The organism is Bacillus sp. MYb209 (genome assembly GCF_002975175.1).
Classification (GTDB): domain Bacteria; phylum Bacillota; class Bacilli; order Bacillales; family Bacillaceae_G; genus Bacillus_A.
This window is the reverse complement of record NZ_PCNZ01000037.1, coordinates 1-21,765: the sequence shown is the minus strand read 5'-3', so window position 1 is coordinate 21,765 and position 21,765 is coordinate 1. Positions and strand designations below refer to the sequence as shown.

The window sequence follows — 21,765 nt, the reverse complement described above, 5'->3', positions numbered from 1 at the left end:
ATCCACACATTATTTAGGAACTAAATTTAACACTTTTCCTTCTATCCCATCTGTATTAAGTGTAGTCGTATGATACTCACCGTTCACCCAATCATCTATTTGATCATGATACCAATCGCTTCTAAAATGCCCTGACTGTCCTGGTCCTACTATATGATAACCGTTTGACATATTTTTCGTATCAATAACGAATCGCCAAGAAGCTCCATGATTTACAATACCGTTATCGCCGTAACTCGCTGCTTGAACGGTAACTTGGCTTCCGCCAATTGGAACTGGTTTCTCACGATTAAATGCGAGTAATGCTAATATACTAGATGATTTCGAAATTGGGTGTGTAAAAGCAAGTTGATGGTAATCTCCCCACTTCCATTCTGCTACATTCGATCCATACTCCTTCTGCAATTTCTTCATTACATTCTCGTACGATGTATGAACAACTTTTGTGAAGCCTCCGTACTTCGTAAACCAAGCGCTATTTTCACCGTTTACTTGCTTACGAATTAATTCATCGACAACTTGTGACTTCCCTTCAAATAACTCCATCACATCTTTCGGTATTTCTTTTGAAAATAACGTATTCGAAATCTCTTTCATTAATAAATGGAAAATTAATGGTGCCGCTTCATCTTTACTGTCGTAAAAGTTCCACTTTGTTAATTGTTTTACTCCTTCTTTCTCCACTTCAGTTAAAGCTGTTTTATTTAACTCCTTTAAAAATATTGGAGTAAATTCTTTCCCGTATAAATTCTTTTGATCCATCTGTAACTCTTCTAAATCTTTTACCGTATACTTATCCTTCTCTTGCAAAAACTCTTGAATGCGCATTTGCCTATATGGCTGCGCCCATGTATTACTAATATGATACGGATAATCATCATCAACAATTTTATTATTCGCAGTTGAAATAAACCCTTCTTTCGGATTTATTACTTTTGGAAGCTGATCAAACGGAATATACCCTTCCCATTCATATTCATCTGTCCATCCTGGAACAGGCAAACTACCATCGCCTTTTTTACGTATCGGTATATTTCCATTCGCTTTATAAGCAATCGTTCCGTCGTTTGATGCAAACAAAAAGTTTTGAGTTGGTGTATGAAAATCTTGAAGAGCTGTTTCAAACTCAGTCCAGTTTTTTGCTTTATTCATATTTAGTACTGCCTTCAATTCAGCTGAAGGCTCTAAAGCAGTTCATTTCAAAGCGAATACTGTTTTCGTTTTCTCTTTCCCCTTATCCGCAAACTCTGAAATGACTGGACCGTGCCTCGTAATCGTAACTTTATAAGGGATTATTTTTCCGCCCTTTACCTTAATAGATTCGTCAACAACCGTAGCCTTTTCCCACTTATCGTTATACAAAAATTCATTTTCATTATTAGGATTTCGCTTTTCAATATATAAATCTTGTACATCAGGACCTGTATTCGTAACACCCCAGGCAATCTCTTTATTATGCCCTAACATAACACCAGGAACACCCGCAAAAATAACTCCACTCACATTTACATCTTTCGTTTCTAACTTTGTTTGATACCATATAGAAGGTGTCGCAAGAGAAAGATGCGGATCATCCGCTAAAATCGGCTTACCAGATGCACTCTTCTCACCGCTCACAACCCAGTTATTACTCCCATTAAACTCTGGTGGAATGATCGTCTTTGAAAAACTTTGCGCTACATTTACATTTGTATTTTTTAGTTCAGCTAGTAATCTAGGTGCATCTTTCGGATAGGATGGAAATAGTTCAGCTGCTTGCTCTTCCGGAAGATTTTTCAACGCCCAATATCGAAATGCCTGTCCATGCCAATGTCCTCCAAGATCAAATGCCATATACTTTCCAATCGTTAAAGAATCCACGATTGACCATTCAGCTGGCTCGTATCCTAATAAAGTAAACTCAACGGGCAATCTCTTTTCCTCTTTTGCCTCACGTATAAAAGCGTTCACTCCATCAGCAAATGACTGTAAAGCATATTTCGCTTCTCCATCATATTGATTTAAAGACGCTTCTGCTGCACGACGTAGACCGAGCGTACGAAACAACTTATCTTTATCAACAGCTACTTCACCAACAACTTCACTTAACGTCCCTGAAGCTTGCCTTCTACTTAAATCCATTTGAAACAAACGATCTTGCGCTTGTACGTATCCTTGCGAAAAATATAAATCATGTGCATTTTCCGCTTTAATATGTGGTACACCTTTACTATCTCGTTTCACCGCAACAGCATATTGTAAATCCTCAAGTTTTATCGTTCCATCTATCTTTGGCATAGAACTCAACGTATATATGTTCAAAAAAATCATAGCGCAAATAAACAAAAAAAGAACGATACTACTAGACCAAATAAAAATTCTTTTTCCCCTTTTTCGTTTCTTTTTTATGACGACTTCCATACAATCCCCTCCTTTCTCAATCTATTCGCTTCTATTGTGAAAGAACCTCTTAGAAAAGAAGAAATCATTCCTTGCTCCTGCTATGGATCATACAAACTGAATAATCCTCTCTTACGCACTATTTCCTTTCCTTTACTGAAGCTTACTCGTCCTTTCTTACACCAATTCCTCAAAATCCCCTTTACATAAGCAAGTGTTCCCTTATTATTTTCAAACGCAATTTTAAGTGCCTCTAGTACTGTATCTCCTGAAACTCTTTGCATCCACCTCTCTAATTCCTTCACGATATATGGAGATAAACTACTTATATTTTGTTCGTAAAACTTGTAAACTTCAATATACGGAGTGGCCTCCTCTACTATTTCTACCTCTTCCACAGCTTCCTTCTCTTGAATAATTGCTTGTTGTGAATTACTACTAATCTCTTCCTCTGGCATACCAAAATACTGAAGTAATAACGGAATCTTGTATTCTTCTTCAAGACATTTACGTAAAAACATATGTATGAACTCTTTACTTTTCACAGTCTTCAATTCACGTAACACGCACTTCTCTACATTCGTATTTAAAATAGGGTTATAGTGTAGCCAATTTATTATGAATAACTCTTTCGTTTCCGCATCATATAAAATCTTCCCGTATTCCACAAACCGGTTCAATAACTTCTCAACAGTCTCCATACTGTAACCAGTTTCAAGCTCTGCTAAACGCTTTGGCAATATGTAAATACCACATTGCTTCGTTTTCGTACCAGTTAACAAATATATGTAAAAATAACGCTCTTCTGGCGTTAAATCTAAAATGAATTCATCTTGCCAAAAATTCACCTGCACATTACGGTACACCGCCATCAGTTTTCCCTCCACTCTTTGTTAGCAAATAGGAAAATTCCAATCCTTCAATATAAATATAGGAATGAGGTAACGGTTTTGGCATTCGAGTTCCAAATTTTTTTTACTACTACTACTACGACGGTTTTATTTTTTCGCGCTTTTTTGTTCTTGTAGTTGTTTTTGTTTTGTTTTTTCTTAGTGATTTATTACTTGGTAGGTGCTTATGAGGGGCTTATATAAAAAAAGAGCTAATCCAAATTATTATTTTGGATCAGCTCTTTTCTACATGTAATTTATTGTGCTTTTTCTATCGCGTCTAACATCTTCACTAAAAATACAACCGACTCACCACGAGTTGTTGTACCTTGAAGATTAAACTCATTGTTTCCAACACCATTAATGATTTTTAAACTGTATAATCTTTGAACTGGTTGTTTGTATGTTATTAAATGTTTATCTCTAAATGGTAACGCTACTAAATCACCTGTAATGCCTTTATACTGTAATGATTTGTCAATCATAATAGATGCTTCTTCACGAGTAATTGGTGCGTTAGGGTCAAAAGTTTATCACATGATCCGATAGTTGCCGCCTACTTCCTTTCTCGCTATTACTTTCACAGTACATTCGACTCTGAAGATATTATAAAAAGTCGATTTCTTACCTCAATAAAGAATCGACTTTTTTATAATCAAATTTAATTATTTTTCACTATAGTTTCCATTTTCTGATTAGCATCTCATTCAAAAAACGTATAATTGAAATACACTTCTGCAAAAATCATTTTAATAACGATAATATGATAGATACCGAATTATCTACAACTGAACGTTCTGGACGAGATTTCATTAACACTGTTAATCCAATTAATGAAGTGACTAGCGTTTGTGCTAATGCTTTAGCATTCACATCACTTTGCAGTTCTCCAGACTGAATACCTTTAGTAATTAATTCTTGAAATATAACTGAAAGATACATTTGATGTTCTCTAGTCAACACTTCAAATTTTTCATTATGAGGAGCAAGCTCCACCATTGTGTTAATACAGAAACAGCCTTTATTTGATTCTTTTTTATATTCCTCTTCCACCATATTTTCAAAAAATGCACGAATGGCCTCTTTTACAGATTGTTCTTTTTGAAGTTTTATTCGAATGCTAGCTGCGTGTAAATTCGTGTATCTCCGTAATGCAGCTTCAAACAGCCCTTCTTTATCACCAAATGCCGCATATAAACTCGGTCTTTGTATTTCCATTTTAGCAGTTAGATCACTTAATGAAGTAGCAGCGTATCCTTTCTCCCAAAAAAGTTGCATAGCAGCATCCAAAGCTTTTTCTTTATCAAATTCGCGTAGTCGAGCCATTTAACCCCTCCTCTTTCTTCAACTGTTTTCTAAATTATAAATCACGATTTTATGTACTAATCGGTATATTATATATCGTATTAAATTATAAATGATATGTCAAAAGAAACTGAAATCACTTTGCAATTCACTTGACATATTAACTTATCCCTGATTATATTTTACTTATGAAATAACGTACCGATCGGTACGTTATTTTAAAAACAAAAGGAGATGATATTATGGATGTTAAAGAAAAAATGACAACTGCTCTTACTCAGAATAATGATCAGTTCCAATCACCTATCAATACAATCATGCCCCGCTATATAACTCTATTATTTTCAATAGCTTGCGGGATGGCTGTGGCGAATATATACTTCGCTCATCCTCTACTTGATTCTTTATCAAATGAGTTTAAGATCAACCATTCAACTATTGGTGTCGTTATTACGATTACTCAAGTTTGTTATGCACTCGGATTACTTTTATTAGTTCCACTTGGTGATTTGTTAAACCAAAAAAGACTTATTATTGTTCAAATGCTTTTATCCGTTTTCGCTTTAATTGTGGTCGGAGTCGCTCCTTCAAGTACCGTACTTTTTATAGGTATGGCCTTAGTCGGAATTCTTGCGACTGTTACGCAGACACTCGTCGCATACGCATCCATTTTAGCTAATCCAAAAGACCGTGGGCGAATAGTAGGTTTCGTTACGAGTGGTGTTGTAATAGGAATTCTACTTGCACGTACATTTGCCGGAACATTAACAGATTTAGCGGGATGGCGTTCCGTTTATCTTACCTCTGCTGTACTTATGCTCTTCGTAATTGGTTTGTTATATCGTAATTTACCTAATCTTGAACATAAAAAAACAGCTATGACCTATCGTAACTTATTACGTTCTGTTCTCTTATTATTTGTAGAAGAAAAGATCTTACGTATTCGCGGAATATTAGCATTGCTTATTTTTACTGCCTTCAGTATTTTATGGACTTCATTAGTTTTACCTCTAAGTGCTGCACCATATAATCTATCACATACAGCCATCGGAGCATTTGGTCTTGCTGGAGTTGCCGGTGCATTAGCTGCTACTAAGGCTGGACAACTGGCTGATCGGGGATTAGGAGAGCGAACTACTGGCATTGCCTTAACTTTATTATTACTTTCATGGTTCCTAATTAAATTAATGAACCATTCTCTATTCCTACTAGTTATCGGTGTTATCCTTTTAGATTTAGCTGTGCAAGCTGTACATGTCACGAACCAAAGTATACTTTTCACAGTGCGTCCTGAAGCGAGAAGTCGGCTCACTGCTAGTTATATGATTTTTTATTCTATCGGCAGTGCTACAGGTGCAATTCTTTCAACAAACATTTATGCAAGCTACGGATGGAACGGAGTATGTATATTAGGTGCATCCGTTAGTGCTTGCGCTCTTTTATTCTGGGCAATGACCTTACGACGATCATCATAAATAAAAGGAGAATAACTCATTTGTGTATTTTTTAATACGTGTTTTTCTACCAGGCTATAAAGTGAAACTTTGATCAGTGGGGGTTTTGCTCATCCCCCACTGATTATTAGCCTACACCAATCGGGCGTTTACGGGCAGCCCGACTCCCACAAATAGCGGGATAAAATAGCATTTACTTTTTAACATAAATCAACGGCATTTTTAATATAAAAATGCCGTTGATTCCAAATTTCATGTATGCGATTCGCCATTTCATGATAATAGATCATATACTAGCGAAATACATCTATTACAAATTACCTTTAACTTTTCCAACAATCTCGTTTATCGTATTTCGATCTAGCTTGTCACTAATTTCGTATGGCTCACGATCTCCTACTAATTGTACGCCTACGATGTCGTTGCGGTCCTTACCGTATTGCACTTCAATAATAGATCCGCGCTCTATTTGTTTCCAAATGTAACCTGCTTCATCTTTATTGTCTAAAGTAATACAGTCCTCAATGTTTTCATTAATTCCAATTAACATATTATCGTCAATATACCCAATCTCGTACTGTTGACGTTCTTTCGCTTTTCCGCTTACTAATATACCCGCGCTACCATATGAGTAATCCATATAGTCCTTTTGCTCCGTTTGTACCGCTTTCGGCTCTTGTACTTCAGTTTTTTCAGTAGTCCCACAACCGGTAATAAGACCGATTGGCATAACTGCAGTTAATACTACTCTAGTAAATTTCTTTATCATTTATAACTAACCTCACGTGATTAAGCTTTAGTTTCATTTATCGCTTTATTAAAGGATAACATGACAGCGCGAAAAAAAAGCCAAATAAAAAATATTATTTACATTTCCCACTTATATAAGGGACTAGGCCGTTTAAACCTAGTCCCTACATAACTTTAACTTTTCTTTACATGCTTAATGATGCTTCATCCTTATTTCTTTACTATACTCTGTACATCTTATGTGTTAGAAACTTCTTCTTTCATTTTATCCCGCTATTTGTGGGCAGTAAGACTCCCACCTCAAAATTCGGCTGGAGCAAAGAAGTTAGGTGGGAGATTAACTGCCCGTAAACGCCCGATTGGTGTAGGCTAATAATTAGTGGGGGATGAACACCCCCCACTGATTAAAGTTTCACTTTATATACCCTATCTCTTTTCTCATCACTTTTGATAAAAGTAAGCTTCCCTTCCGTAACAAAACCTTCTAATATTAAGCATACTTTTCCAAATGCTTTAGGCTTATCCGTTGTGAATCTTTCATCTGGTATTTTGCCAGATCGTATTAATTGTTCGCATAGCTCTAATGCACTTATTTCTTCAGAATTAAATAATCCCAATATATCTTGTTGCAATGGCGATAAAGATACTGGTATCTCAGCTACCTCCACCTTTTCTTTTTCTTCTTCAAATAAATCTTCAAATGAAATTTGATTCATTACATCTTTTCCTTTCTGACAATGGATTTGTATAACATGAACTGAATCCTATATGTACTAGAACTTTTTAATTTAGTTATTGTTATGTAGTACTTACCTTATTACATGAATTTCATAACTTATGTACATCGTTTCAAGTAGTATGTTTCGATTATACCAAATATACGTTCTATCATCTATGGTATAATCCATTATAACAGGACTAAAAGCAGGATACCAAGAATCATACAATATAAATAATCAGTTGAATGCAATTCTAAAATCACTTAAAGGAAAAACGAAACAATTAAGACATCTCAAGGAGAAATATGGTTTAGAATTTCTTTTAATGGTAGTGATTCAAGTTGAGAATAGCGAACCGCCAGCAATGTATTTACAGAAAGACATTATTGATTTTGCTAGTTTAATTCAAGCGGAAATTCATTTTTATTTATATATTTAGTTAAAATAAAAACGCTGTTGATGTTAGAATCAACAGCGTTTTCTTATGTGGTTATATATGTGAATTACTTTAAGGTTTTCTGTGAAAAACAAGATGTATTTTATCTTGCTTGCACCTCAAAACAGAATCTTTTTTCATTTATATAACCTCTTTTTACTTCAATTTCCCCTCAAAAACAATCTTCCTACCGCACGGTTCAACTTCTGTTTTCCCGTCTTTCTTTACTTCATGAAAGATTGGCTCTTCCATGCGACGAGACGGTGCATACCCTTCTTGCTCCATACGTGCTAAGCAGTCTGTAATCGTTTCGTTTTCTAGTACTTCAAATTTTTTCTTATTAGGTTGTTTTGTCATGCCCTAACCTACTTTCTATTTTTCTTGATGCAAATTGATTTTTCATGTGAATAATATATACCAGTGCGAGAATACCCATTATAATCATAACCGCAATAAAAAAGCTTGTATACTGTATTTTTTCTATAAATACGCCTCCTAATACAGGTCCCATAATACTTCCTATACTAAAGGCGATTCCGGATAATATATTACCTGCTGGTAGTAAGTGTCTCGGTAATAAATCTGTCATGAATCCAAGACCTAATGAGAAGCACGAGCCAATGACCATACCCGCTATAAGCATACATGTAAATACGATCCAGTAATATTGATCAAATACTGCTGCAAGCAAGAAAATGCCCGTACTTATGCTGAACGTCCACGTTAAAATGCGGTCTCTTCCATATTTATCACTTAACATACCGAGCGGGATTTGTGTAATAATACCTCCAACTGCGAATGCTGGTAATAAGAAAGAAACATCTGATACAGACCACCCTTTGCGAAGTGCGTATACTGGTAAGTTACTATTTAGCATTGCTTCAAGCACACCATATGCAAGTGGACCAATAAGTGCAATCCAAGATAATCCAACGACCTGTTTATAACGAGAAAATGATGATTCACTTTCCGTTTTCGTTTCATCTTGTGCTGGGAATGCATTTTTCGTCGGTAATAGTAAAATCCACCCTATTAAGCAAAGTATAGTAGATACGATAAATGGCGTTGCTAGACCGTACTGAACTGTACTTGCCAGATAAGGGCCAATTGCAAAACCAATTCCGCAGAATACGCCGTATATCGATACTTGCCTGCCTATTTTACTAGGGTCTGTCGTTGTTGTAATCCACGTTTGCGTTCCGACATGAAGCATATGATCTCCAACGCCAACTAGGAATCTAAGAATAAACCATACCCAAAATGAAAATATTTGTGTAAAAAAGAATAATGAAATAATAACGAGAAAAACACCAATTACGATAATTGGTTTCATTCCAAACCTTTGCATCGGTTTTTCAAGAAACGGTGAAATAAATAATATCCCGATGTATAATGCCGTCGCATGAATACCGTTAATACTTGAACTAACCCCTTCTTGTTCAAAAATCATGGCGATTGTAGGTAGTAACATTCCTTGCGATAAACCAGAAATTGCTGCAATCCCAACCATAATCCAAAATGTAAAACGCATTGACATCCCCAATCTCTGCTACTAAAAATATAGACAAATGTACATTCTTAGGGTATTCCTGCTTCTACGTGTCCTATCTCGCTACTACAGTTTGCTGTAACACTCCACAGGCGTAAATTCCGATGTAGCCCACCGTACATATATACAATCTATTTACGTTAGTATTGTATATTCTTTTGCTTGTAAAAGGTTGATTGATGCGTTCAAATCTCTATCCATTACATTTCCACACTCACATGTATATACTCGGTCAGATAGCTTTAAATCCGCTTTCTTTTGATCGCAACATGAGCATAACTGTGACGACGGATAGAATATATCTACTTGACGTAGTTCGATTCCGTATTCCTCACATTTAGCCTCTAACCATATTTTAAATGTATAGAAATATTGCTCAGCAACTGCTTTTGATAGATGTTTGTTCTTCATCATACCTTTTACATTTAAGTCTTCTACTGTATTAAACGTTGGCTTGGTTTTCACCACAGCATTTACAACAGACTTTACATACTCTAGTCGAATATTCGCTAATCGAGTACATAGCTTTTGCACCCTAAGAACATTTTTATCTATATTCGCTCTTTTATTAGTAACAGATTTTCCACCTCTCTTTTTTATATTTTCATATTTTCACGATAAAGAGCGTTGTTCACGTTTTAACCGTTTTTCTATCTTTTTTACTTTTATTGTTTTTTTGATATTTTTGTGAGTTTTCCCATCGCTACGTACAGCAAAATCCTTCACTCCTAAATCAATCCCTAGACCTATTTTATTGAGTGTTCGCTTCGCTTTTGTTTCTTCCAATTCGCAAAGTACAGATACAAAATATCTTCCTGCTCTTTGTTTTTAGAGATATACAGGTTGTAAACATACCTACACACACCAATCGTCTGATTTATTTGGGTTATTTGTTCTTTTGTCGGATGAATTTCTATTAGATATGCTCTTTTCATAAATCTTTATCCTCCGATATTTTCTTTTTGTATTTCCTTAACCCGTAAATTCTACAACTGAATACATGAACGATAGATAGTAAGTCTTGAATAAGCTCTTCCTGCAGAGAGAATTTTTCATTCGTTACAACAATAATCTCTACCCCAAACTTACTAAGGAATTTTTCAAACCATTCATAACCAAAACGTATAAACCTATCTCTGTGTACAATAATGATAGTTGAGACATTACCATCCGTACAATCTACAATACCCCCTCGTGCATTAGCAAATGTTTTTAAAAACTCAATCTGATTCTCTAAATCATCTTTCTGCCCCCGATTAGACACCTGTGTGTAAATAACCGTTTTACCTACTTTATTCCCTTCTTGAATCCCATATGGTCTTTATACTGTTTATCTGTATATTATCTTCTTCCTTTAGGTTTTCGGTAAGCAGTCAATACACCCTCGTTATCCCATCTCTGCAAAGTCCTTACAGATATATTGATGATTTCATAAAATTCTTTTAGTTTATATTGTTTCGTAGGTAGATTGCAACATATTTGTCTACATTTGTGTATATTTTATATAACTGTATTTATCTCCCTTTTATAATCCACTACATTCATTATATATGGTTTGCTATACAATAAGAAAGCAATATTAAGAATCTTCTAGCGAATGAAATTATATCGACGCAAATTAGAATATATCGAACATAACTTTAAATATATCAATGCAAAATGAAATATATCGACGTTTCAACATAAATTTTCCAACCAATCCTCTACATGTTTTATAAATACATCTAAACAATCAATAAACGGTGAATGCCCACAATCTTCTAATACCTTCAACTCCGCATTTGGCAAATGTTTTGTTAATTCCTCTCCAACCACTTGCGGTACAACATAATCGCGGTCACCTTGTATGACGAGTGTTGGAGCTTTAATGCGATGAATTCGCTTATTCCCCTCCACAACCCCATTATGTTCATCCGAAATATTAAATGTAATTAACGCATAATTTACATCAACGAAATTACGCTGCGTTAACATATCATCTAAATACTTTTCATAACGCTCTGGTTCAGGTTGATTATGTGTATATATTAATAGATTCCAGACTGTTTGGTAATACACTTTATTCATATTTTTTATCGCATCTACAACTGGTGCGATTTGCACTGGATCTTGCGCGACTTCTTCTTTCGTTTTTAATAAGCTCGATACGATTGGTTGCCCATTAATATCTTTTTTAAAGATTGGATATCCTTTCATTCCGACCGATTCTACTAAAATTAATTTTTCTACAAAAGTAGGGTGACTCGCTGTAAACTCCATCGCCACACCGCCACCCATTGACCATCCCATTAACGAAAATTTCTCTAGCTTTAATTGATCTATAAATAGTTTCACATCTTCTGCAAAGTCTTGTAGTGAATCTATCGACTTATTATAAGTTGATTGTCCAAATCCTCTTAAATCAATTGCGTAAATATGATATTGATCTTGCAGTTTCTCAATAACTAAATCAAAGTGTTGTGACGATGTCATATTCCCATGAATGAGTACGAGTATTTCTTCATTTTGCCTTCCAACTTCTTGATATGCAATCGTTTCTCCGTTCGATAGTGAAACAAACTCCATTGTTGCAGGCTTAATCATCACAAGTTCCCCCATTCTTTTAATAGAAAGAAAATTCTTTACTTAATTAAAGAATACCATACAGAATGTATGTTCTCAATATAAAATCTATACGAAATTTCCACATAAAACAACATGTCTATTACTAGACAATTAAAATAAAAAGGTATATAGTTAGCTAGGTAACTAATTTGAAAGGATCAAAATACATGGACGAAAAACAACATTTTTTCCACATTGTCAGTCAAACTTCTCGTAAGTTTACGAAGAAATTTAATGAACGTGTATCTCCAACAGGATTATTTAGTGCGCAATGGGCTATTATTTTCCGTATTAATCAAACTGGATCTTGCACCCAAACAGAATTATGTCAGTATTTAAATGTCGAATCACCAACGATGACCCGCACGTTAACACGTATGGAAACGATGGGCTGGATTATTCGTACGGAAGGAAAAGATCGCCGTGAGAAGCTCATTTCCTTATCGGAAACAGCAATAGAAATGATTCCAGTATGGCAAGAAGAAGTTGATTCCTTTGAAGAAAAGACGCTAGAAGGTATTAAAGAAGAAGACTTACATGAAGCTTTTCAATTGTTACAACAAATTATCAAAAATTTAGATCATTAATATGGAGGGATGACGATGCAAAGTGAAAAACTTTGGACGAAGGATTTCCTCGGAACTTGTTTTAGTAGTCTGTTTCTCTTTTTAACATTTTACATGCTTATGACTACTCTGCCTGTCTATGTTATAGACAGCCTAAAAGGAAAACCTGAGGAAATTGGCTTAGTTGCAACTGTTTTTCTTATTTCATCTGTTTTATGTAGACCATTCACAGGAAAATGGCTCGATGATTTAGGAAGAAAGAAAATATTATTTATTTCACTTTCACTATTTTTAGCCGCTACTGTTATGTATTTCGGTACGCAAAGTTTATTTTTATTACTTGCCCTTCGCTTCTTACATGGTATTGGATTCGGAATGGCAACAACAGCAACTGGAACAATTGTAACTGATGTAGCACCAGCTCATAGACGCGGTGAAGCACTTGCTTATTACGGCGTATTTATGAGTCTACCAATGGTAATTGGTCCTTTTTTAGGTTTAACAATTATTTCCCATTTTTCATTTACTGTACTATTTATCGTTTGTTCAGTATTTTCATTACTCGCATTTTTATTAGGATTACTAGTCAATATTCCACATGAAAAACCAGTAAGTAAACAAACACGAGAAAAAATGAAATGGAAAGACTTAATTGAACCATCTTCTATTCCGATCGCTCTGACAGGATTTGTTTTAGCCTTTTCTTATAGTGGCATTTTATCCTTTATTCCTATTTATGCGAAAGAACTCGGTTTAAGCGACATTGCAAGTTACTTCTTTATTCTATACGCACTTGTTGTGGTCATTTCTCGTCCATTTACAGGAAAAATATTTGATCGTTTCGGTGAAAATGTACTTATTTATCCAGCTATCATTATTTTCACAATTGGGATGTTCATTTTAAGCCAAGCGCAAACTTCATTTTGGTTCCTTGGCGCAGGTATGTTAATCGGTTTAGGATACGGAACATTAATTCCAAGTTTCCAAACGATTGCAATTTCTGCCGCTCCAAACCATCGACGTGGTTCTGCGACAGCTACTTACTTCTCGTTCTTTGATAGCGGCATTGGCTTTGGTTCTTTCATTTTAGGTATCGTCGCTGCCAAATCAAGTTATCATAATATGTATTTTATCGCAGCTATTATCGTTGCGTTCACTTTACTACTTTATTATGTATTACACGGACGAAAACAAAAATTCAAGAAACAAAGTACAGACGGACAAATATCTGCTTAACGTTCATAAGGAAAGTAAACTTACCCGTTTACTTTCCTTATTTTGTATTTCTTTTAAGACGAGCGTATACTTATAATAGAAATTAAAGGAGGGACCTATATGAAATTAAAAAAATCTCCCCTACTCTTACTTATGCTAACAGTGATATTTGTAATTACAGGGCTTGGTTTTACATACTTCAAACATAATAAAACGACCCCATCAAAAAATAACGTGACGAAGGAAAACTGGTTAGACGATCCTTACTTACGTTGGTCGTATACACATATGAAAGAATTCACTTTAATTAATGAAGTAACAAACAATCCTGAACAAATTGCTCACTTCCCTACCGCGTTACAAAACTTAGACGATTTTGCTGTCCAACGTGGATTTGGAAATACGACTCCTCTAAAAAAACTTTTAGACGAAAACAAAACAGACGCTTTTGTCGTTGTACATAATGGTCAACTTGTTTATGAACGATATTTCAATGGATATAACGAGAGTAATCCTCATGGAATGGCATCATTAGCAAAGGTGTTTACTGGTGCAATCATACAATCTCTCGCTGAAGAAAATCGAATTGATGTAGAGAAAACAGCTGACACTTACATAAAAGAATTAAAAAATACACCGTTTGGTAAAGCTACACTTCAGCAATTAATGGACATGCAAGTTTCTGCACAGTACCCTACTCACGGATATATGCAGCTAGGACTAGAAAATCAAGATGCACAACTATATTTAGCTAGTAATATTTTACCCCGAGGTAAAAATTACGAGGGGCCTATGAAAATTTATGATATGTTACTAGAAGCAGAAGAAACTGCACCACCTGGTTCAGCTTTTTCTTACAATAACGGATCAACTGAAACACTCGCTTGGATTATCCGAACAATCACAGGAAAATCATTAGCTGAAAATGTAAGCGAACGAATTTGGTCTCAAATTGGTATGGAAGACAACGCTTATTACGTTACAGATGAAACAAAAGTAGAACAAGCAAGCGCTGGTTTAAATGCAACTGCTAAAGATATGGCAAGATTCGGGCAATTACTTTTAAATAATGGTCAATATAACGGAAAACAAATCGTCCCTTCTTTTATTACAGAAAGTGTGAAAGGTGTACAAGAAGGTGAACTCGCAATCGGCAGCGGCGCTTCAATTTCTTATCATAATCAATGGTGGATTCCGCATAATGAACAAGGCGCTTTCGAAGTGTTAGGCAGTTACGGACAAACTCTTTACATCGACCCGAAAGCAAATATGGTTATCGTCCACTTCTCTTCTAACGCTGCGCCTAGTAATGAAATACATTCGACTTACTCAAATATGTATGTTGATATTGCACATCATTTAGAGAAGCCTTCACAATAGTGGAGGCTTTTTTTGTTGGAGTGTTTTATTTACACCTATCCTATTCATTTGGCTATTAAGAGATATTGAAACAAAAGTTCATCATTAGAGTCGATTTTTTCTTTATCACTGTTTCAGTTGAAAGAATTACTATTTGAAACACGCCGAGATCCCATTTATATTGATAATATTTTATAAATTAGAAAACACTAGTGCTTAGGAAAGGAGGGATTGCGAATGTCCGTGAAAAAGAAATTAACTGTATTGATCATTTCACTTGCGATGATTGTAGTTATGACTACTTTAGGATCACTCAGTGTATTTGCCGAATCCGACGTTGTAACACACCCTATTGAGGTCGAATTGAATGATGATTACTTTAATCCGAATGTCATCACTATTCCGGTTGGAAAAACGACAACGTTAATATTGAAAAACCAAGGAAATAGAGATCACACCTTTACGGTGAAAAAGCTGGGAATTGACGCCGAGGTCCCGCCAGGAAAAGAAAAAACAATTGCCGTAAAACCTGAAACTCCCGGTACGTATGAACTAATATGTCGGTTCCACTACTTGAAAGGAATGGAGGGAAAAGTAATAGTCAAATAACAAGCGATACCGGTCGATCCTTGCTTTTTTTTTATAAAGTAAAACTTAAATTCGCGGGGGTGTCCATCTCCCACGGATTATGAGCTCTCACTAATCGGTTTTTACGTGTAGCATAAATTTGTTACATTTTCGTTTTGTTGGTACTACCCCATCGCCATCAAGTTAAGAAATGCAAATACCCCCAAAACGAAATTCCTAAGCTTAAATACAGCATTTCCCATTATCTCCACGGAGAGATCCCTGTGGCTTTGAAATAAAGTTTAACCGTTTTAAAGTTATCAAGACCTAAATTGTAAAAAGTGTGACTTTAAAACAAAGTTTAATAATTTATAAAAAAGTCTGATCGTTTAAAATAAAGATTGATAATATGTAAAAAAGTTTGATCAAAATCCTGTGTTGATGTGCAGGGTTTTTTCTTATTCAGCAATCGGGCCATTTAGTTGAAGATCTCATCAGATAAGTAATAATATTTAAAGGAATAATTCATTCTGATAAAGAATATTAAAAAACGTGATGATAAGGAGGCGATTGTATGGCAAATCATGTAGAAAATCTATATAACTATCATGTATGGGCAAATCAACGGATTATTGATCATCTTAAGACACTTTCTCCTGAGAAATATCAAAAAGAAATGAAAAGTGTCTTTTCTTCTGTTTCAAAGGTTTTATCTCATCTCTATTTGGTGGAATATGGATGGCTTAATACCCTTGAGGGTCAGAGTATGAATGAAGCAATGCAATCTTCATTTCAAATTCAAGAAAAGATTGAGAAACTGCCCATTGAAGACTTAGAAATGGAATTTCACACTTTAACATCTCGGTTTAAAACCTTTTTGAACAGACAGGAAGATATGGAAAAGAGAATAATGTTGGATAATCCATGGGCAGGATTAAGAGAAACAAGTATATCTGAAATGGTCTTACACGTTGTGAATCATGGAACCTATCATAGAGGGAATATTTCAGCTATGTTACATCAGTTGGGTGATTCTTCAGTTATGACTGATTATGCTTTTTATTGGTATTCTTGAAATGTTATTCATTATAAATAGGCAAGAGAAGAGTAATCCATTTTTTCACCAAAATACTTGGGGGTATTTCAAAATCTCAAGTTGATGGGCATGTGACGGTGCCTCATGCTCACCAAGCTAGTTAGGGTATGTTAAGTAAACCTTATGGATTTGTATATCTCATCCATCCACTTTCAGATTGTTTCGCTTTATACTTCCCATAAGACAGAAGCTTCATTGCCGAGCGATTGGCCGCATGAAAAACCAAGTTCAGCTTCCATTCTTCCTCCATTTCACTGGGATAGGTGGTGGATTCATAAACATAATAACCCGCCATGATACAGGGGATTACTTGCTCCGGTTCAAATCCATAAGCAGTTGCATCATCCACAACCAAATCAATGATGCATCGGTTTCCATCTTTAACTTTTTTCTGGAGTAATTTTTTTACCGATCCTGGTACTAATTCTAATATTTTATCCTTCATGTCAGTCACCTCATCTTTTATCATGTCCAGATAGCCTGGGGATATGTGTCAAACAGAATGAAATTCCAACCGTAATTGCACAGGTCCTTTAAGAAAAAAAAAACACCCTAAGGTGCCTTCCTCCGACTTGAGAATCACATCTATGTATTGAAGAAATTTAGAAAAGGTAAATATTAAAAGGAAAGCTTCTAACTATAATTTATAGATGTTTATTATTCTCCAACGTACTGAAGATCTCCTGATTTATGTAAAGCCGCTGTTACTTCATCACCGAAAGTATTTAAAGAGAATGTTTGCTCTTCTATCGGATCCATTTCTGTAGCTTCACCTATCTTGCCGTCTTGAAGTTCCCAGAAATAGTTATGTTCTTCTACGATTTTACTAAAATCTCTATTTACCCATCTTTCAGTGATTGCTAATAGTTCTTCTTTGTTCTTAAAATCATTTTGGTTTAGAATGCTTCTTACTTTTTCTGCATTCTTTTTAGACATAGGAGTTGCTCCCCGTCCGTCATTTGCTTTTACTTTTTGATGAGTCATGCTATGCATTGCTGAAATAACTTCTTCTTCAGTAGAACTTTTAGTGATGTGAAGTTGTGCATTTGAACCCTCAATTTCTGCTTCATTCGATGGTGGTGCTTCTTTATAATCAGACTCTGCAAAAGCATGCTTCTCACTACCCATTGGTACTTCAGCAAACTGTAACATTCCATAAGTCATACCAGCTGCAAGTACTATTACCCCTATAATAGATCCTAGCCAATACGTTAGCTTCTTGTCCATATTCACTTCCCCTATCTACATTTTAATATTTCATATAAATAATATTATATCGAATTATCTTTTTATGAATATATCATTTTACCATGTTAAGTTATATTGTTCATTGAGAAATATGATCCAAGTCTATTGTTTTACTTTTAAACTCTTTTCGTATTCTTTAGCTTCATCAACATTTTTAAATGTTTTTAAATCAAATATCTTTTCTCCATCAATACATACAACTAATACTCCATCTTGAGCTTGAAGAACACTGCCTATATTGCCTTTTCCGAGTGAAATACTAAAGGGATTCTCTACATTTAATGATTTCTTTTTAGCAAGATAATCATTAAATGACATACCAATGGATAGTTCGTCTTTTAAGCCTTTAATAGTGTTCCCAGAAGTAGTTGTTGATTGTTCCTTTTTTGTAGCTTCTTCTTGCTGTTTCCGTTGTTTTTCAGCTGCCTCTTGTTCTGCTTTCTCCTTTTTTACTATCCCTTTTTCTTCAGCTTTCTTCGCTTTCTCAGCTGTTTTTTGTGCTTCTTGCTCAGCTTTAGATTCTTTAGAAGTACTTGCTGTTTCATTAGATGAACATGCTGCTAATTCCATAAATAAAGCGCAACAAGTAAGTGTTTTTAATAGTTTATTGTTCATAATATGTATCCCCCAGCGTTTAAAATGTTAGATTTCCTAAACTATCATAACAAATGTGGTTACAACTATTTTGTTATGTTTTGTCGAATAAAAATAAAAAAGAGATATTCCGCTTATGTGAAGATCATTTATCTAGTATTGAGCATTTAATAATTATGATAAGTACAAGCACCGTAAGGAGGTGTATACATGAATGAAAACAATGAGTTTTTGAGTGGAGCAGCGTTTGATCCGAATTTACTGGGTCCTACATTGCCACCTATTCCACCGTTTACTTTGCCTGTTGGACCCACTGGTCCAACAGGCCCTACTGGATTAACAGGTGTAACAGGAGCGACAGGAATAACTGGCCCGACGGGAGAAACAGGTCCGACAGGCCCAACCGGTCCAACGGGAGAAACAGGAATAACTGGCCCGACGGGAGAAATAGGTCCGACAGGTCCAACAGGAGCAACTGAAGGCTGTCTTTGTGATTGCTGTGTTTTACCTATGCAGAACGTTTTACAACAACTTATTGGGGAAACTGTGATTCTTGGTACTATTGCAGACGCGCCCAACGTCCCCCCTCTTTTCTTTTTATTTACTATCACTTCCGTAAATGATTTTTTAGTTACAGTTACAGATGGTACCACATCCTTTGTGGTCAATATTTCTGATGTAACAGGGGTAGGATTTTTACCACCAGGGCCATCTATAATATTACCTCCACCTGTAGACTCAGGATGCGAATGTGATTGTCGTGAACGACCAATTAGGGAATTACTAGATACGCTTATTGGTTCTACAGTGAATCTTTTAGCAAGTAATGGTTCTATTGCAGTAGGTTTTAACGTGGAACAAACAGGTCTTGGTATAGTTCTAGGTACTTTACCTATAAATCCAACTACAATCGTTAGGTTTGCTATTTCAACCTGCAAAATCACAGCTGTGAACATTCTCTAAAATTTAGAGATGTATAATAAAAAATAGCACCAAATGCCCATCAACCTAACATTTTGAAGTACCCCCAAAACAAAAAATTGTACATTTTCACCTGAGGATGCCAATTTTCTCGTTTTGGGGTAATTCTGAATTCTTAAGTTGATGGGCATGTTTAGAGAAGGCCATTTTGATTAATCTTTATTCGAGATGCCTTCTTTTTGTTTGTAAAGAACCCCTTCATAAATAGTTTTTCTTTTTGAAACTGTGAAAGTAAACTTTTAAATAAAAATTCACTTTCAATGTCATATAAGAAGAACAAAAGATAAGTCGTCTTTTGTTCTTAATAGGATCTTACCAGCAGCATCCGTTACTTTAGAAACACTCCTATGAGATATAATTATTGATGGTGCTTTTTAGGTGATATAATGGAGGTAGATTACTCATCTAATGATGAAGGGAGGTTTACGCGTATGGAAGTAACATTTACAGTAAGTAAATGGGATGAAAAGCCAGTCAATGACACTAGAAAAGATTTCCCTATTAATATTGCCCATGTCGAATATGATATTGACGGTGAATTAAAAGGAAAAGCTTTTGTTGAATATTTATTATATTATTTAGAATCAACTATAGATGATGGACACTTGGCTACTGCTAAAATTTCCGGATTTTTACATTTCGAAGGAATTTATAAGGGAAAACGAGGGACATTTACAGCTATAGAGCAAGGGATATTTGATAAAGGAAATCTAGATTCCCCTGCAACAATCATCAAAGCTACTGGTGAATTAGAAAGCCTGAAAGGGTCCTATAATTATAAGTTTACAGGTCAAACCAGTAAAATGATTCTAGACTTTGAATTCTAACAAAATATCTTATAATTTAGCAAAAAGGGCATCCACTGTAATACCAGGAATGTCCTTTTTTAAACTAAATTATACCGAAAAACAAGACTCAAAATTTTCAATGGGAGGAAATGATATGAGGATCACGATACAAGAATATGTGGTCAATGAAATAGATTCAGGACCATATGGAATAACCGTAGGAAAAGACGGAGCATTGTGGTTTACGGAACAGAAAGGGAATCGAATTGGTAGAATAAATGCTAATGGTGAAATAAATTCTTTCCCCATTCCGACAGCAAATGCAGGAGCTATGTCAATTATCTCGGACCAGACCGGTGACTTATGGTTTACGGAATATAACTCAAGCAAGATCGGTAAAATGTCGATGAACGGTCTTTTTGAAGAATATGTACTCCCTACAACGAACGCTGCACCTTTTGGCATAACGGAAGGCCCAGATAGAGCAATATGGTTTACAGAAATGAATAATGGTAGGATCGGAAGAATAACAAAGTCAGGGGAAATCACCGAGTTTGAATTGCCTAACTCCAAATCATTTCCCTCTTTTATTACTCTGGGATCAGATGGGGCATTATGGTTTACACAGAATCAGAACAATAGGATTGGGAGAATAACCACTAAAGGTGAGGTGACAGAATATCCAATCCCAACACCCAACTCCGGACCAGTTGGAATTGCGAGCGGACCAGATGGAGCAATATGGTTTGTGCAAATCATGGGCAATAAAATTGGTAGAATTACGTTCGAAGGTGCGGTCAAAGAATTTGTTATACCGACGCCGAACGCTCGCCCTCATGCCATAATACCCGGGAAGAACAGAGATCTTTGGTTCACGGAATGGGGAGGTAACCAAATCAGCCGTATTACAGTTGAAGGAGTTATTACGGAATATACGATACCTACAAATAATGCAGAGCCACATGGTATCACGTTTTGTCCGGATGGCGATCTTTGGTTCGCTGAAGAGTGTAATCAAATTGGACGTCTAACAATCATTACGTAATAGGGATATCGTCCATCGCTATCAAGCTCAGAAAAGTAAATATCCCAAAACGAGAAAATTGACATCTCCAAGTGAAAATGTACATTTTTTTTGTTTTGGGCGTACATTAAAACCTTATCTTGATGGCCATGGTGACCCGTCCACATTTTAACGAAAATATACGGAACTGATAACAAGCAAGCAAAACAATTATATACAGGTGCAGCACAACAAACTCAAG

General features: G+C 35.5%; 20 protein-coding genes and 5 pseudogenes. 10 read left to right on the top strand and 15 right to left on the bottom strand.

Annotated features, from left to right (window positions below; all coding sequences use genetic code 11):
• Positions 1–9: 9 nt before the first annotated feature.
• The 4 genes and pseudogenes from CQZ94_RS27125 to CQZ94_RS27110 all read right to left on the bottom strand — a co-directional run bounded on the left by CQZ94_RS27125 (position 10) and on the right by CQZ94_RS27110 (position 4,595).
• A pseudogene (locus tag CQZ94_RS27125) lies at positions 10–2,400 on the bottom strand (penicillin acylase family protein).
• Between the two features lie 80 nt (positions 2,401–2,480).
• The gene (locus CQZ94_RS27120; protein ID WP_105587984.1) at positions 2,481–3,251 is read right to left on the bottom strand and encodes a DnaD domain-containing protein; all 771 of its coding nucleotides are present in this window, start codon (positions 3,249–3,251) and stop codon (positions 2,481–2,483) included.
• A 275-nt stretch (positions 3,252–3,526) separates the two neighbouring features.
• Positions 3,527–3,796, bottom strand: a pseudogene (locus tag CQZ94_RS27115) (S-layer homology domain-containing protein); the annotation flags it as partial.
• A 217-nt stretch (positions 3,797–4,013) separates the two neighbouring features.
• A complete protein-coding gene (locus tag CQZ94_RS27110; RefSeq protein WP_105587983.1) occupies positions 4,014–4,595 on the bottom strand; it encodes a TetR/AcrR family transcriptional regulator in 582 nt (193 codons plus the stop codon).
• Positions 4,596–4,816: 221 nt separating this feature from the next.
• Here CQZ94_RS27110 and CQZ94_RS27105 point away from each other — a divergent pair, with 221 nt between their 5' ends.
• Positions 4,817–6,049, top strand: coding sequence for an MFS transporter (locus tag CQZ94_RS27105; RefSeq protein WP_105587982.1), 1,233 nt, complete (start codon positions 4,817–4,819; stop codon positions 6,047–6,049).
• Positions 6,050–6,338: 289 nt separating this feature from the next.
• Here the strand turns inward: CQZ94_RS27105 and CQZ94_RS27100 are convergent, their stop codons facing one another.
• Positions 6,339–6,797, bottom strand: a complete 459-nt coding sequence (locus tag CQZ94_RS27100) for a hypothetical protein (protein ID WP_105587981.1) — start codon at positions 6,795–6,797, stop codon at positions 6,339–6,341.
• A gap of 385 nt (positions 6,798–7,182) precedes the next feature.
• Positions 7,183–7,494, bottom strand: a complete 312-nt coding sequence (locus CQZ94_RS27095; RefSeq protein WP_105587980.1) for a DUF3895 domain-containing protein — start codon at positions 7,492–7,494, stop codon at positions 7,183–7,185.
• Positions 7,495–7,696: 202 nt separating this feature from the next.
• Here CQZ94_RS27095 and CQZ94_RS27090 point away from each other — a divergent pair.
• Positions 7,697–7,936 (top strand): annotated as a pseudogene (locus CQZ94_RS27090) (DUF4279 domain-containing protein); the annotation flags it as partial.
• Positions 7,937–8,089: 153 nt separating this feature from the next.
• Here CQZ94_RS27090 and CQZ94_RS27085 read toward each other — a convergent pair.
• The 6 genes and pseudogenes from CQZ94_RS27085 to phaZ form a co-directional block, all read right to left on the bottom strand.
• On the bottom strand, positions 8,090–8,290 hold the full coding sequence (locus CQZ94_RS27085; protein ID WP_000166302.1) for an NETI motif-containing protein: 201 nt from the start codon (positions 8,288–8,290) through the stop codon (positions 8,090–8,092).
• A complete protein-coding gene (locus CQZ94_RS27080) occupies positions 8,274–9,470 on the bottom strand; it encodes an MFS transporter (RefSeq protein ID WP_142395948.1) in 1,197 nt (398 codons plus the stop codon). The genes CQZ94_RS27085 and CQZ94_RS27080 overlap by 17 nt, the downstream gene beginning before the upstream one ends.
• Positions 9,471–9,617: 147 nt before the next feature.
• Positions 9,618–10,307: pseudogene (locus CQZ94_RS27075) on the bottom strand (RNA-guided endonuclease InsQ/TnpB family protein); the annotation flags it as partial.
• Positions 10,229–10,393, bottom strand: coding sequence for a helix-turn-helix domain-containing protein (locus CQZ94_RS32590; RefSeq protein WP_483861178.1), 165 nt, complete (start codon positions 10,391–10,393; stop codon positions 10,229–10,231). The pseudogene CQZ94_RS27075 and the gene CQZ94_RS32590, both read right to left, overlap by 79 nt.
• A pseudogene (locus CQZ94_RS27070) lies at positions 10,338–10,961 on the bottom strand (MerR family transcriptional regulator). The gene CQZ94_RS32590 and the pseudogene CQZ94_RS27070 overlap by 56 nt, the downstream one beginning before the upstream one ends.
• 198 nt (positions 10,962–11,159) lie before the next feature.
• The gene (gene phaZ / locus CQZ94_RS27065; protein ID WP_142395947.1) at positions 11,160–12,080 is read right to left on the bottom strand and encodes an intracellular short-chain-length polyhydroxyalkanoate depolymerase; all 921 of its coding nucleotides are present in this window, start codon (positions 12,078–12,080) and stop codon (positions 11,160–11,162) included.
• A gap of 173 nt (positions 12,081–12,253) precedes the next feature.
• Between phaZ and CQZ94_RS27060 the strand changes: the two genes are divergently transcribed.
• The 5 genes from CQZ94_RS27060 to CQZ94_RS27040 all read left to right on the top strand — a co-directional run bounded on the left by CQZ94_RS27060 (position 12,254) and on the right by CQZ94_RS27040 (position 16,868).
• On the top strand, positions 12,254–12,673 hold the full coding sequence (locus tag CQZ94_RS27060; protein ID WP_142395946.1) for a MarR family winged helix-turn-helix transcriptional regulator: 420 nt from the start codon (positions 12,254–12,256) through the stop codon (positions 12,671–12,673).
• Positions 12,674–12,688: 15 nt separating this feature from the next.
• Positions 12,689–13,888, top strand: coding sequence for an MFS transporter (locus CQZ94_RS27055; protein WP_105587975.1), 1,200 nt, complete (start codon positions 12,689–12,691; stop codon positions 13,886–13,888).
• A 99-nt stretch (positions 13,889–13,987) separates the two neighbouring features.
• Complete coding sequence (locus CQZ94_RS27050; RefSeq protein ID WP_105587974.1) at positions 13,988–15,247, top strand: serine hydrolase domain-containing protein; 1,260 nt, start codon at positions 13,988–13,990, stop codon at positions 15,245–15,247.
• Positions 15,248–15,463: 216 nt separating this feature from the next.
• Positions 15,464–15,835 carry a cupredoxin domain-containing protein gene (locus tag CQZ94_RS27045; protein ID WP_105587973.1) on the top strand — a complete coding sequence of 124 codons (372 nt, stop codon included), beginning with the start codon at positions 15,464–15,466 and terminating at the stop codon, positions 15,833–15,835.
• A 532-nt stretch (positions 15,836–16,367) separates the two neighbouring features.
• Positions 16,368–16,868 carry a DinB family protein gene (locus CQZ94_RS27040; RefSeq protein WP_002146751.1) on the top strand — a complete coding sequence of 167 codons (501 nt, stop codon included), beginning with the start codon at positions 16,368–16,370 and terminating at the stop codon, positions 16,866–16,868.
• 142 nt (positions 16,869–17,010) lie between these two features.
• Here CQZ94_RS27040 and CQZ94_RS27035 read toward each other — a convergent pair whose 3' ends face one another.
• From CQZ94_RS27035 to CQZ94_RS27025, 3 genes are all read right to left on the bottom strand, one after another.
• The gene (locus CQZ94_RS27035; RefSeq protein WP_002110670.1) at positions 17,011–17,334 is read right to left on the bottom strand and encodes a hypothetical protein; all 324 of its coding nucleotides are present in this window, start codon (positions 17,332–17,334) and stop codon (positions 17,011–17,013) included.
• Between the two features lie 212 nt (positions 17,335–17,546).
• Positions 17,547–18,116, bottom strand: a complete 570-nt coding sequence (locus CQZ94_RS27030; RefSeq protein ID WP_105587972.1) for a PRK06770 family protein — start codon at positions 18,114–18,116, stop codon at positions 17,547–17,549.
• 123 nt (positions 18,117–18,239) lie between these two features.
• Entirely contained in the window at positions 18,240–18,752 is a 513-nt protein-coding gene (locus CQZ94_RS27025) for a hypothetical protein (protein WP_105587971.1), read from the bottom strand.
• A gap of 189 nt (positions 18,753–18,941) precedes the next feature.
• Here CQZ94_RS27025 and CQZ94_RS27020 point away from each other — a divergent pair, with 189 nt between their 5' ends.
• The 3 genes from CQZ94_RS27020 (at position 18,942) to CQZ94_RS27010 (ending at position 21,545) form a co-directional block, all read left to right on the top strand.
• Positions 18,942–19,694 (top strand): exosporium leader peptide-containing protein, encoded by a 753-nt coding sequence (locus CQZ94_RS27020; protein WP_105587970.1) that lies wholly within the window; start codon positions 18,942–18,944, stop codon positions 19,692–19,694.
• Positions 19,695–20,143: 449 nt separating this feature from the next.
• A complete protein-coding gene (locus CQZ94_RS27015; RefSeq protein ID WP_078174465.1) occupies positions 20,144–20,539 on the top strand; it encodes a DUF3224 domain-containing protein in 396 nt (131 codons plus the stop codon).
• A gap of 115 nt (positions 20,540–20,654) precedes the next feature.
• Positions 20,655–21,545 (top strand): Vgb family protein, encoded by an 891-nt coding sequence (locus CQZ94_RS27010; RefSeq protein ID WP_105587969.1) that lies wholly within the window; start codon positions 20,655–20,657, stop codon positions 21,543–21,545.
• Positions 21,546–21,765: the final 220 nt, after the last annotated feature.